The 12589-nt window shown below is 35.1% G+C and carries 13 protein-coding genes and 1 pseudogene; 5 read left to right on the forward strand and 9 right to left on the reverse strand.

Features of this window, described 5'->3' with window-relative positions:
• The 5 genes and pseudogenes from FTV25_RS12920 to FTV25_RS12940 all read left to right on the forward strand — a co-directional run.
• Positions 1 to 126 (forward strand): annotated as a pseudogene (locus FTV25_RS12920) (IS6 family transposase); the annotation flags it as partial.
• 156 nt (positions 127 to 282) lie between these two features.
• Entirely contained in the window at positions 283 to 864 is a 582-nt protein-coding gene (locus FTV25_RS12925) for a LexA family transcriptional regulator (RefSeq protein ID WP_180009811.1), read from the forward strand.
• Between the two features lie 24 nt (positions 865 to 888).
• Entirely contained in the window at positions 889 to 2184 is a 1296-nt protein-coding gene (locus FTV25_RS12930; RefSeq protein WP_180009810.1) for a Y-family DNA polymerase, read from the forward strand.
• A 116-nt stretch (positions 2185 to 2300) separates the two neighbouring features.
• A complete protein-coding gene (locus FTV25_RS12935; RefSeq protein ID WP_180009812.1) occupies positions 2301 to 2639 on the forward strand; it encodes a DUF192 domain-containing protein in 339 nt (112 codons plus the stop codon).
• A 71-nt stretch (positions 2640 to 2710) separates the two neighbouring features.
• Positions 2711 to 3646, forward strand: a complete 936-nt coding sequence (locus tag FTV25_RS12940) for a hypothetical protein (protein ID WP_180009809.1) — start codon at positions 2711 to 2713, stop codon at positions 3644 to 3646.
• A 45-nt stretch (positions 3647 to 3691) separates the two neighbouring features.
• Here the strand turns inward: FTV25_RS12940 and FTV25_RS12945 are convergent, their stop codons facing one another.
• The 9 genes from FTV25_RS12945 to FTV25_RS12985 form a co-directional block, all read right to left on the reverse strand.
• Positions 3692 to 4765: a relaxase/mobilization nuclease domain-containing protein gene (locus tag FTV25_RS12945; protein WP_111034392.1), complete on the reverse strand. Its 1074-nt coding sequence runs from the start codon at positions 4763 to 4765 to the stop codon at positions 3692 to 3694.
• Entirely contained in the window at positions 4765 to 5424 is a 660-nt protein-coding gene (locus tag FTV25_RS12950) for a plasmid mobilization relaxosome protein MobC (RefSeq protein ID WP_111818448.1), read from the reverse strand. The genes FTV25_RS12945 and FTV25_RS12950 overlap by 1 nt, the downstream gene beginning before the upstream one ends.
• A gap of 221 nt (positions 5425 to 5645) precedes the next feature.
• On the reverse strand, positions 5646 to 6686 hold the full coding sequence (locus tag FTV25_RS12955; protein WP_111818449.1) for a ParB/RepB/Spo0J family partition protein: 1041 nt from the start codon (positions 6684 to 6686) through the stop codon (positions 5646 to 5648).
• A gap of 3 nt (positions 6687 to 6689) precedes the next feature.
• Positions 6690 to 7466, reverse strand: coding sequence for a ParA family protein (locus tag FTV25_RS12960; protein ID WP_015060288.1), 777 nt, complete (start codon positions 7464 to 7466; stop codon positions 6690 to 6692).
• Between the two features lie 152 nt (positions 7467 to 7618).
• Positions 7619 to 8050 carry a DUF6573 family protein gene (locus FTV25_RS12965; protein ID WP_227539197.1) on the reverse strand — a complete coding sequence of 144 codons (432 nt, stop codon included), beginning with the start codon at positions 8048 to 8050 and terminating at the stop codon, positions 7619 to 7621.
• A 311-nt stretch (positions 8051 to 8361) separates the two neighbouring features.
• A complete protein-coding gene (locus FTV25_RS12970) occupies positions 8362 to 8625 on the reverse strand; it encodes a hypothetical protein (protein ID WP_034594172.1) in 264 nt (87 codons plus the stop codon).
• Between the two features lie 167 nt (positions 8626 to 8792).
• Positions 8793 to 9311: a J domain-containing protein gene (locus FTV25_RS12975; protein WP_015060286.1), complete on the reverse strand. Its 519-nt coding sequence runs from the start codon at positions 9309 to 9311 to the stop codon at positions 8793 to 8795.
• Between the two features lie 345 nt (positions 9312 to 9656).
• Positions 9657 to 10121 (reverse strand): hypothetical protein, encoded by a 465-nt coding sequence (locus FTV25_RS12980; RefSeq protein WP_015060285.1) that lies wholly within the window; start codon positions 10119 to 10121, stop codon positions 9657 to 9659.
• A 707-nt stretch (positions 10122 to 10828) separates the two neighbouring features.
• The gene (locus tag FTV25_RS12985; protein WP_180009808.1) at positions 10829 to 12034 is read right to left on the reverse strand and encodes a replication initiation protein; all 1206 of its coding nucleotides are present in this window, start codon (positions 12032 to 12034) and stop codon (positions 10829 to 10831) included.
• Positions 12035 to 12589: the final 555 nt, after the last annotated feature.

Below are 12589 nucleotides of genomic sequence, written 5' to 3' on the forward strand. Positions count from 1 at the left end.
ACGGCTTATGCCACAATTAAAGGTATTGAAGTCATGCGTGCACTACGTAAAGGACAAGCATCGTCATTTTATTATGGTCAGCCTCAGGGTGAAGTGTGTCTAATCAACAGGGTTTTCGGTCTCTAAGTACTTTTTAAAGGGAACATCATCGACTCAAATCTCTATTTGCAACAGTGCCGAATAAGGTACACATAAATTTTCTACCATTTATCTTTAATACATTGTATTTCAATTAGATTAAAGTTTACTATTTGATTTTGTCACAAAATCAAAGGGGTTTTTATGAATGAAATTAGAAAAGGTGGTCATAGGGAAGGTGCAGGAAGAAAGGCAATTTACAATGAACCCACTAAGACTATGCGTGTACCAATATCACGTATTGTAGAGATTAAGAAGTTTTTAGCGAATCATAAAAAGACTACCTTAAATGATGTAGCTACTATTACCTTAATTAATCCTACGACATTTAAACGTATTCCTTTGGCTTCTGAAAAAGTGGCTGCTGGTTTCCCCTCTCCCGCACAAGATTACATTGATAAAACTTTAGACATGAATGAACACCTTGTGAAAAATGAAGCTGCAACATTTGTTGTCAAAGTAGCTTCTCTTTCCATGCGTGACGCAGGCATTGAAATTGATGACGAGCTTTTAGTGGATCGTAGTCTTGAAGCTAAACACGAAGATATTGTTATTGCTTTAATTGACAATGAGTTCACCGTTAAGCGGTTAATGATTGAAGGTGATAAGTGTTGGCTTAAAGCTGAAAATCCAGATTATGACGATATTCACCTTAATGATTGTCAAGAATTATTAATATGGGGTGTAGTGACCTTTGTCATTAAGCCATTTAGGAAACATAAATAATCTAATCCTATTGGTCTAATCTACATGGAAAATCAAAATAAGATTTTTGCTTTGGTAGACATTAATAACTGTTATGTAAGCTGTGAACGTGTCTTTAATCCAAGCCTGAATAATAAGCCAGTAATCGTATTATCTAATAATGACGGTTGTGCTGTGGCTCGTTCACAAGAAGCTAAAGACTTAGGAATAAAGATGGGTGTACCTCTTTTTCAACTCAAGGAGCTTGTAGAGCAGCACAATATTACAGTCCTTTCGAGTAATTATGCTCTATATGCGGAAATGTCCCGCAGATTTATAAAAGTCCTAGCTGAATTTGTTACACCTCAAGAACAAGAAATTTATTCGATTGATGAATGCTTTTTAGATCTAACTGCTTATGCTTCAAATTATGATCTAACTGCTTATGCTCATTTAATTCTGGATCGGCTCTCACGTTGGCTAGGTTTGCCGGCCTGTATTGGAATTGGACGGACTAAAACAGAAGCAAAAATGGCTAATCATATCGCTAAAAAGAATAGTTATTTAAAAGGTGTATGTAACCTTGTTTCAATGGACTATTGTTCGATTGAGGGCTTATATCAATCTATAGAAGTTAGTGAAGTATGGGGTATTGGTAGAAAGCATACTAAAAAGCTGAATAGCCTAAGCATTAATACAGTTCTAGATTTTGTTTGTGCTTCACCCTTAATGATTAGAGATCAATTCTCTGTAGTCATGCACAGAACTCTATTAGAATTACAGGGAATTTCTTGCATTGAAATTGAGCAAAGTCCTAAAGCAAAAAAACAAATAATAGCAAGCCGTTCCTTTGGCCAGAAAGTTTATAGCTGTGAGGATCTTAAAGAAGCGATTACGCTTTATGTTCAGGATGCCGTAAGCCGTTTAAGAAGTGAAAATTTACTATGTGGCTGTATTATTAGTTTTGTTCAATCTAATCCATTTGATACTTCTGAGCCTTTTTATAATAAATCTTTGTCTTACGCTTTACCCGATCCATCAGACAATAGTTTATTACTTTCTAAAATTGCTACCTCAATGGTTGATCAGCTATACCAGAAGAATATTGGATTTAAAAAATGTGGAGTTATCCTCACTTGTCTTGAACCTAAAGCCACACATATTTATGACTTATTCACGGACATGAACAAGATAGAATCAAGTAATAAACTTATGGATTCACTCGATGATATACAGAATAAATTTGGTAAGAGAAAAATAGGATTAGGTGCCAGTATGCTACCTGATAGAAATTGGAATATGTCACGTAATAAGCTGTCTCCCAATTACTTTAAATGGGATCAACTTATGAGTGTTAAATAATTAGTCATGACTAAGATAATTTTTTTGCATGTGACTTGCCACCTGGCTAAAAGGAATAACAGGAATTGAAATTAAAATATGCAGCGTTTATAGCTCTTTTAATAGTAGTGTCTGTTATGGCCTTTAAACAGGTTTATAACCCTTACTTTGATCAAGATAAAGAAGTAAAGACGTTTAGCTTTAATGGAAAAAAATTAACGGCTCTGTACCTATATAGGGAGCATGATCAAGAAATAGGTTTTAAAGAAAATCCTTCATTAAAGCCTTTAGTCTTTACGTGGAAAAAGCCGATTTATACCTGTTTTAATATGGTCAATGTACCTTATGACTTAGAGATATTTTTCTTTAATACAGATAAAAAAATTATTGGATCGGCTGTAATGGAAAAGTTTTCCAAAAAGCAGTATTGCCCCAAAGAAAAGATTCAATTTGCATTAGAAAGAATAAAAACTTAGATTTTTCAATCTAGTCTTTAGTATCTTTAAAATTATTTGAATAGTAACTGTATGGATAAAGAGTATAAAATATGTCTTTAATGTCGATACTGAAATCATCAGATCCTAAGTGCAAAGAAGTAAAAGAAATTATAAAAAGTGTCGCACCCCAAAAAAAAGATTTCAAAACTTACAGTGGTATTCCTCCTTTTACTAATTATGAAGTTATGAGTGAACATAAATTAACGAGTAGTTATGATTCAGGCTTGGTTGGTACAGCATTTGACTACTTATCTAAAATAATTTGTGCGTACTACACGAATACTGAATTGAGTGCTAAGGAATTTGAGCAACCTAAAATTATCAGCTTTCTAGGGGAAACTAAAAACAAAAGCATTTTGGTATTGTATAAAAAAATTCAAAATCACATAGATTTTCTACTAGCTAATAAATCAAACGATTTAGAACTAAATGAAGAATTTATTGGTGGAATTATTCTTTTGGCTAAATTAGAAAATCTATGGCGATCTGGATTTCTACCAGTAGCAACAAAGAAAGACATACTAAAACCAACGGAGAAAGTGGTTTACGAAGATATATCTTCCCTAGTCAAAAATTTTGATAATGTATTCATTAAGAATGGTCTTATTAAGCCTGATAGTCTGATCACATACAATCCCAGATATTCTGCAAATATCCGTGTTGCACTAGGTGGGATAGATGCAGATATTTGTATTGATGAAACACTATATGACTATAAAAGTACAAAAAATCATGGATTTATGATTAAAGACAGTATGCAAATCACATCGTATTACTTATTCTATTTAATGGATCGAATTATGTCGTCAACAGTGCAGATGCAACGACACAGAATAGAACGAATTGCATTATATAAAGCTAGGTTTGGCCAAATTGAATATTTTGATGTTAAGCATATACCTGAAAAAGATTTAAAATATGCAATTTCTGAGCTTAATAGGATGTTCAAATTAGGTATGCCCGCTCAGAAAATTAAGGATTTTTAAAGGGCACTAAAGCACAGTATTGCGCCTTATCCTTCCCTTATATTATTAACGGTCTTGCTCTTTCCCCTTGTTCTTTCCGTGTTGAAGATCTAGCTTATTAGGTTGAATCTGTGGCTGTGACATTGGTTTTTTAACTTCTACCTGTTTCCGTAAATAGTCCACTAGATCAACTGCTAATTTTCTATCTTGCGGATCTGGTGACTGTGATAGAGCTTTAGTAATTTCCTTGTAATGCGTCAATGCTTCTTTTTCTTGCTGTTTAGCTTTCTGGACACGTTCTGGACTGGCCTTATTTTTACCATATCGCTTAAACGATTTGCCCTGCTCTTTCATTTGTTTAACTGACTGCTTATCACTTCTATTTTTTTGAAGCCTAGCTATACGTTTTGTCGCATTCGCTTCAATCCCTCTAGATCTTAATTTTTCAGCAAAACTTTCTCGCCATTCCTGAAGGTCAGCCTTCCTAATATTTAACCGATCACCTTTTTCAGAAACAGCTTTAACAACAACATGCACATGCGGGTTTTCACTTGGATCTTTTGAAGGGTCATTGGTAAAGGTATGCTGCACCAGCATATATTTATGGTCTTTAAAATGTTCCTCTGCAAATTCTTTTGCAGCATCATAAACGCCTTTTTCATCCGTACCTTTCGGCATAGATAACACAATATTAAAAGCCTGCTTATATTTAGATTCTTCATCAGAAATAGGTGTACCTGACATTTGCCAATCTTCAGCAGTATCTTCTATATCATCCTTACCATTAACTTTATTTCCGTCCTGATCAATTCCCTCTAATTGCCCATTCCGTGTGATATATCCCATGTGGGCTTTCACCTTCCCCATAGAATTACCTCCACCAGTAACCTTGACCATTACTTCAGGGGTCTTTTTACTGATTCTATTTAAAGTTGCCTTAACGCTATTTGGAGATGATTTAGGGGCTGATTTAGCTGAATGGCCAGATCCATTTTTAGGCTTAGACAGATCATTTAAAAAAGTATCTAAACTTTGGGTCTGATTAACACGCTTAACTTTAGATCCGTTAAGTAGCTGCTCACCATGAGCAAGCAAAGTGCTTTGCACTTCTCTGGTAGTCTTACTGCTTCCGTTAGCCATTATTCCCACCTCTTTTTATTGCGCTCTAATAGAGTGAAAACATGCCTAACTTGAGCTTTTACTAGCTGATGCACTCGCTCGACAAATTCTCTATCGTAAGACTCATAAATACCCTGATTCATATTCTTAGCCATTTGGTTTAGGTTTCTACCAATCGCCAAAAGCTGACTATTTGATTCGCCAAGTTTAAGAGCTTCTTCCTGGCTAAAGAATATTGAATCTTTTGTGACATTAGCTGTTAAAACCGAAATGATATATTGATTCGGTTTCATACCGACCTGTGCTGCTTTTTCATTAATGGCTTTCATCAAACTTGGTTTAAGCCGTAATTCTTTGCGTGATGTTTTTTCAAATACATCTATAACGTCTTGCGTTTTTTCTATTTCAGATAACTTTTCCTTGATCATTTTTTTGAGCAGGTTGTCTGGATCTACTTCTTCAAACTTAGCTAACTGATAGATTTTTTCGGCTAAGTCCTTTTCAAGATTCAAGGAAAAATCTTGTCCTGAATATTCTGGATCATTCTCTTTTTGATAAGAAAGTTCTAACGCTTTTTGGAAAGGTGCGCCTTTCTTAATTCCCTGTTTTTCACACTTTGCCTCCCACCAATCAAGCACTGCCCGATCAACTCTGAAAAAGATTTTATTGTCTTTAGTCATGATTAATTCCATAAGCAAAGTGATATTTTGCTTATCCCATTTTATCAACTGGGTGACAAAATGGCAATTTTAACGGCTGCTGCCTATCCTGCCCTAGATTATATACCTTCTTTTTTCCCTCTTTTCTCCTTAGTCATGACTAAGGGTAATCAAGCTAGGTGGTCGGGATAACCCGCCCAAAAAAAACCTTGCATAAGCAAGGTCTTTTTCCATTGATAGGTTTAGGCTTCTTGTAAATACTCGATTTCAAGGCTGCTGCAATCTACAGATACCTCTGTTCCATCTTCGTATTTGATCCATGCAAAACCCAAAGAAGTAGGCTTTTTATTTAGCATCAGGTTCGCTTGTCGGCCGTCATGAATAACAACTAAAAGCGGTTTTTTGATTTTGTCTGGATCTTCTTCTTTAGCTTCTGGCTGCTCTTTCTGATTCGATTGATCCATCAGTTTTTTAACTTCTGGTTCTTCTGGTTCTTCAGTCGCTTCAGCTTGATCATCCCCCTCAAAATTGAAAGATTCATTATCATCAATAATGGCGGTTTGCTCTTGGCTTTCTTGCGCCTGTGGTTCTTGATCTACTTCAGTCACTTCAGCTTGCTTAGGTTCTTTTAACTTTTTAGATAAAGCCTGAACTCTAGATCTGATAATGTCCTGACCATTCTCTAAAGATTCATCCACCCAAGCGTTTACTTCTTCAGGGAAGGATTCCCAAAGTTTGCGTAAGTCATACAAAGTCTTTGGAGATTTAAAACCTGCATCATAAGCCTTAGATAAGCATTCTGGCATATCTACTAAAGCTAAGTGAGTAGAAATGAAAACAGGATCTTCATTTAACTTTTTAGCGATTACGTTTTTCTTCTCACCTTGCTTAATTTTCTTTTGGATGAAAAGTGCAAGCTCAATAGGTGAATGGTTAAGGCGTTCTTTATTCTCCATGACTTGATCATAATCATCATGATCATTATCAACAAAAGCAGGGATAGTTTCCTTGCCAGCCATCACTGAAGCTCTAAAACGTCTAGCTCCATAATTGATGATCCACTTGCCTTGTTCTGTTGGGTGGGGTTTAACACTAATTGGTGTTTTAACTCCACGAGCCTTGATTGATTCGACCATTTTTTGCATCTGATCTTCTGGAAACTCAACACGCGGCTGATCTGGATCTTCAAGAATATCTGTAAGTGGAATCTGTTTAGGTGTTCCGTCTGCTACTGGTGCAGAATTACCTAGATCAATACCTTCCAAAGCTGATAAATCTAACATTCCTTAAATCTCCATAAACTTGTTAATGCTTTCAAAAACTGTTTTTAATTCAGCCCATGCGGTAAAACCGCTAGTTTTACCCAATTTATTTGTAGGTATGCCTTGCGCTTGCGCTTCAGCGATTGCAGTCGTTTTTTTAACGAAGGCATAGCTACCGTCTGAGTTTTTGATCAGGTACTTTGAAAAATGCTGAACAATAGCTTTTAGGTTGTCTTTCTGAAATGGAGTTGGTTCAACAATATTCGGAAGGATGCCGATTAATTTTAAATTTGGGTTTAGCTTTTGATTAATCGCTTGGATCTGCTTGAGTAATCCACCGATGCCGTCAATAGCTTCCTGATTCAATTGAATTGGACTTAAAACATAGTCACTAACAATTAATGAAGCTACTTGGCGAATGTCGGGATTTGGATTGGTATCAATCAGGCAAACATCAAATAAAGAATCAACTGATTTTAAAAACTTCTGGTAATTGGTGGCAAAGTTGTTATGCAAAGTGCCATTTTTTTCAATAGCTGTTAATTCTGGTGTTGCTTGTACCAAAGTAAAGGCTTCAGGATTTGAAATAGTTTGATCTTCTTTGGTCAGCATGTCGAATGCAGATACATTAGCTACAGTCACAGCCCCGCCAGTAATCAATGCTTTTGTAGTGTTCTTCTGGTGGTCTAGATCAATGACTAATACACGCAAGCCCAAAGAATTTAAATAGTGTGCATACTGGCAAATGATTGCAGATTTACCCACACCGCCCTTTTGATTTGAAGCAACAACTTTTTTCATATTTCACCTAGTTTAATGGCTTATTAAGGGTCGCCCTATTGCGTCCTTATGCTGTATATTCTAACGTCCACCTGTGGACATTGCAAGCATTTTCTTAGTCATGACTAAGTTTTTTATCATAAAAAAATCCTCCCATAAAGGGAGGACGTAAATTAAAAATCTTCAGGATAACCGATTGTTATGACTGGCTCTCCTTGATCTCCACCATGAACGTGCAATTCTAAAATATGATTTCTCTTGCGACCTGCGCCTGTGATAATCACAGTAAAACGTACCGCACTAGGGCTTAGGTGTGTCTTATATGCTCGGCTCATCCATAAAATATCATGAATAACGCCCTCTAAGTCATTAAGCCATTTTTCATTTTTTACCGCCTTATCAACTACCGCCCAAAGCGCAGAAGTGAAACAGATAGGATGCTTATAATGTTCTTTTGCCAGTCCATCTAATTTAGGGCTAAGAGAATTGATTGCAACTAAAAAACCATCTTCAATGGCTTGCTGACGTGTGTAAACTGAAATGTATTGTTCCATGATTTTTACCTGTTTTATTTCAGGTCGCCCGATGCGTCCTGATAAAGTCATTATATCAGTCCACCTGTGGACATTCAAGCAAAAGTTTAGTCATGACTAATTTTTTATAGGGAAAATTGAGTAGAAAAATATCCGTTTTAATACCTGGTTAAACCGCTTTTCAGATGCTCTTATTTGCGATTCTTAGGCTGCTGACTGCCTTTTTTATATATGAAGCTAGGTTATTCCTAGCACCGACCTGAACAGGCCAAAATGAGCGTATATAAAGCAGAACAGATAGACAATTTTTTATGTTTTTTAGGCAAGCTAAAAACCAAAAAAAATCGCCACCAAAAAAAACCTCCCATTGTGGGAGGTCTAGCTTAAACGGCTAAGTTATAAGTAATTCTGTAATCTTCAAAATAACCGTTTTCATTATCTCCCCTTCTGATTCTTTCAATATGAGTAACATTGTGGGCTACTCGGCAACTAATCATGATTTTTTCAATTTCTTGAAATAGTGTTTTTTCATCAAAGATTGGAAACCAAATATTATTGTTAGATCCAGTTAAAACCTCATGACCGCAAAAATGAACCAGTTTACCTGTAGGATAGTTTGTAAAGATTGCAACTATTGAAGCTCGCATAATTAATTCCTGTTTTATTTCAGGTCGCCCGATGCGTCCTGATAAAAATCATTATATCAGTCCACCTGTGGACATTCAAGCAAAAACTTAGTCATGACTAAGGATAATAAGGCTTAGTCATGACTAAGAGAATTGATAAAAAAAGCCCCCTTTCGGGGACTTATTCATTAAGCGGTTAAAAGTTGTCTTTCTTCTGCCATTCTGGTTTTTTTAACTTTCTGGCTGCCGTGTAACTCTCGCATTTGATCTAAAGTCATTCGACCTCGACCATTTGATTTTTTACCAATGAAAACCCATTTACATTGCACTCGATTCCATACAAAACCCGCTTCTTTTAATTTGTCTTTGTGCTGCTTAGTATCACCAGAAACCCAAACCCAAACGCCAATAATTTCAATATCTAAACCATCCAGATTGATAATTGCATCAATAGCCTGTTTTACTTTTTTCTCAACTTCAGAGTGTTCTGAACGGCTTGACCAGAAACCACGCCCATTTTCGGAACTATCTTGATACTGATCTTTTGAAGCTTCATTAATAATGCGATTTAAAAGCTGTTCATATTCGCTGTTAATCTCCTGCATAACTTCGGTTTTACCGCCACGATCAGGATGATTTTTAAAAGCTAGTTTTTTGTACTGAAGTTTTAACTCGTCTAATGATGTAACTGATGAAAAATGTTTCATGTTTAAATACCTGTTTTATTTCAGGTCGCCCGATGCGTCCTGATAAAATCATTATATCAGTCCACCTGTGGACATTCAAGCAAAAAACTTAGTCATGACTAAGTTTTTTAAATGATATAAATTCATAAAAAATAGCTATTTAAGTATTTTGTCTGGTCTGCTTTTCTAATGCTTATATTTGCGTTTCTTAGGCTGCTGATAGCCTTTTTTTACCCTACGTCTAGTTACCCCACATTAAACACACAAACACCCTAAAACGAGCTTAAAACACACAAGATGAACAACCTTTTTTCCCTTAGTCATGACTAAGAATGTATAAAAAAAATCCCCTTTCGGGGATCTCTTTTAAATTGGACAAGAATTAAAAATTTTATGGAATGGATCATTCCTATAAGCTGTCACTCTATACGCTTTAAGGCGTTTTTTAGTGTATGGCTCAAAGGTCACTAAAAAGTGTGAGAATAGCCCACCTCCCAACTGTTCGGGCAGCATGAACATTTCAAAGTTAAAACCTCCATACGTGCGGGCAGGGGGAAGGATATTAAACTTTTCATCATATTCAGTTAGTGAAATTTCAATCGGTTCTAAATAGTTATTCTCTTTCTGAAAGAAATCTTTTTCAGTCATAACTGAAGCAGCAGCAAAGCTTTCTCCATAACTGTTTTGTAATTCTAGTATTAATTGACCTACATTCTTTTTAGTAAGACAGCAAACATATTGATCATTAAGATTGTCTAAGTAACCAAAAAAATGGACTGATTCAACTTCAGATTTCTTTAATGTATAGACTAAAACTAAATCCTGATTCATAACTAAATACCTGTTTTATTTCAGGTCGCCCGATGCGTCCTGATAAAAATCATTATATCAGTCCACCTGTGGACATTCAAGCAAAAGCTTAGTCATGACTAAGAAATAAAACAATGTTTAGTTAATCCCTAGAAGGTAGATCAGAGCAAAGTGTCTACTTTGCGAACTGGTGCAATCAGTTAAATTTTCCCTTCCCTGATTACCGTTGCAAGGGGCAAGCGAAGCCGACAAAATCTGTGATTTTGTCGAGCTGACCGCAGCACCGCAACTGCTCCCATTTGATCTAAAACGGGATACCTAAAGCCAGCCCGCATGGGTGGCGACCAGATAGCATAGAAAACTAAAAAATGTAGGAGGTAAGTAAGGCAAAAACTAAATATTTAAAAACTAATCAGCTAGATTTATTGGCAAAATATTACAGGTTTGGCCAAATCCTGGGAAACATTAAGTTATTGTTTTTATTATATGGTTGTAAATTGAAATTCTTAAAAAATGGCAAAATATTCCACTTAGGCTAAACGTACATATTTAGTCATGACTAAGGTGTTAACTGGCTAATTATTAAATTTTACTATTTAGATGCGAACAGAAAAGATACTTTTTATATGGATTAATAAGAATTTTTGAAGGTTTTAAATTGAACCACCATATTGTCTTAAATTAGCGAAGTCTGTTTAAGACAATATGGTGGGTATGCTTTTTAGATATTAATCCTGATCGTGCGTGTCCTGATCGTCTTTCTTACCATTAATGCTATTAGTGATAATCCCTCGTTTTGCCTGTAACCAGAAGTAATAATCCATATCTATCGGCTTATGAGCATTAAGCTTATCTAACTTTTCAGTTAATAGAGTTCTCATGATTACCTTAGAAGTATCCTCGTCTAAATTACCTAAGAAATATCCGTAATCCAGTAAAAATTCTTTGCAATTTACTAAGGTGCTGATTTGTTTTGGAGATACCTTTACTGGTGGCTTGAAATGCTTAATTCGATCAGGTGATTTAAAGTGTGAGCCATCATCACTAAACGGAATTGCAGCAGCCAGATAGCCCTTTTTCATTTTATCTATAAATTTGATGTGTCCTTGCTCTTTATATTCAGTTTTCAAGTTAAAAATGAACTTAATAGCAACTACTTCCTTTCCATTTTTTACGTTCTCAAAACTGACATTAATATTGCTAAGTTCGTTAATTTCATCCTGAGCCACATTCAAAACACGGTTTTTAAAATTGGCCAACTCTTTATATTTATCCTCACATTCAAGCATCCATCTTAATTCTTCCAGATCAATAGTGACCTCTGATGTACGCCACATATAGCTCATTAAGATCCGATACAAACGAAGGGAATAGCTCGAATTAAATAAGATAATATGCTTCAGTTCATGGCTACTAAATGACTTAGTTTTTTCATCTACTTTCTTAACTAGATCATAGAAATACTCAAAAAATTCTTTTGCGAATCTAACCTTAATACATTTAGTTGCTTTGTCATAATGGCAATAAGTCATCATCGGAACTTTAGCAGGTTCGTCAGATTCCCCATCTTTAACCAACATAGTTGGGTTATCAAATTTTGTATAAATACGTTTTAAAGCAGTTTCAGCATTTCGCTGAATTTCACGTTTATCTGTTGCAGTAAGCACTTCCTTTCTAGCCATTGGGGAGGTCAATTCTCCAAAGTTTTCGCTGCTCACATAAATGAAGTCGTCATGAGTAATTGAGGTCTTATTTTTAAGCTCATTCTTTCTCACGATGATCATTGCACAGTACATAAGCTTCTCAAGATTGAGATCAATGCTATATCTGGCAGTAGGAAAATCATTGCGGGTCACAACTAAATCGGTCAATTTTGCCCTTGTATTAGATTGTGTATAGTCCTCTAAGCCTTGTGAGCCAATAATTTTCTGCATTTTTTTGTAAATCCGTTATTCCTTTTGAAATCATTATAACTATACAAGTATATTTATCAAGTATAGTTATTAATTAAGTTTATAAGATATTGTTTTTAAAATATATATTTATTAAAAATCAGTAAAATTACTTTATAACCCTGTAGTAGTATAAATAAAATAAATGTTTTTCCTGTTTAAGTATTTTCTTTTATTTCAATTAGTTACGCTGCGACAAAACGTATGGCTATTTTTAACACAAAAACCAGTTAAAAAATATTCAATTTTGAATATTTATAACTATTATATAAATATCAATAACTTACGCTGCGACAAAACGTATAGTTATGATTTTAAGCCTATACAAATATCTTTTTTAGCACCAAAAAATAAAAATCGTTCTTCAATATAATTATTTATATAAAACAACAACTTATCAGATTGTTAAGAATCTAGTTAATTCCTGAAAAATATATATAATCGTATCCAGTACGCATAATCGCAGGTTTGCGACAAAACGTATAGTTATGCGGGGAAGTTGCGACAAAACGTATAGTTTTGAGATTGCAGCATGGA

Origin of the sequence: Acinetobacter sp. YH12249 (assembly GCF_013417475.1) — a bacterium.
GTDB lineage: Bacteria > Pseudomonadota > Gammaproteobacteria > Pseudomonadales > Moraxellaceae > Acinetobacter.